1 protein-coding gene is annotated in these 475 nt (G+C 62.3%); it reads left to right on the top strand.

Annotated elements, in window-relative coordinates; translation table 11 throughout:
* Positions 1-140: 140 nt before the first annotated feature.
* On the top strand, positions 141-475 hold a 335-nt coding region (locus EN906_RS36785), incomplete at its 3' end, for a LysR family transcriptional regulator (RefSeq protein ID WP_127375897.1).

Raw genomic sequence — 475 nt, 5'->3', positions numbered from 1 at the left:
TTTCTACACTCATCGGATTTTCCTCTCAGGGTTTGCGGGCACCGCAAGCGGTGTTTTCGGGAGCTGAGCGTTGATATAGCTGGTTTTCCCCGCTGGTTCGAACCAGAATGCCTGAAATCAACCTGTAGAAAAACTCCTGCATGCCCGAAGCCTTCCTCAGCCTGCCGCCGTTGAATGCGCTGCGCGCCTTCGAAGCCTCGGCGCGTCATCTCAACTTCCGCATCGCCGCCGAAGAGCTCAATGTCACGCAAGGGGCGGTCGCCCAGCACATTCGCGGGCTGGAAGCCGATCTCGGCACAAAGCTGTTCGAGCGGCTGCCGCGCGGCCTGGCGCTGACCGATGAGGGCCGCGCCTATGTCCCCAATATCCGCCGCGCCTTCGACCTGATCTCGGAGGCGACGCTGCTGCTTCGTCCCGAGCCGGCGCGGCTGACGATCAGCGTGACGCCGAGCTTCGCCACCAAATGGCTGATCCC

Origin of the sequence: Mesorhizobium sp. M7A.F.Ca.CA.004.06.1.1, from assembly GCF_003999135.1 — a bacterium.
In the GTDB taxonomy this organism is placed as follows: domain Bacteria; phylum Pseudomonadota; class Alphaproteobacteria; order Rhizobiales; family Rhizobiaceae; genus Mesorhizobium.
Note: the sequence above shows the minus strand (reverse complement) of the source record. Positions and strands in the feature narration are given on the sequence as shown.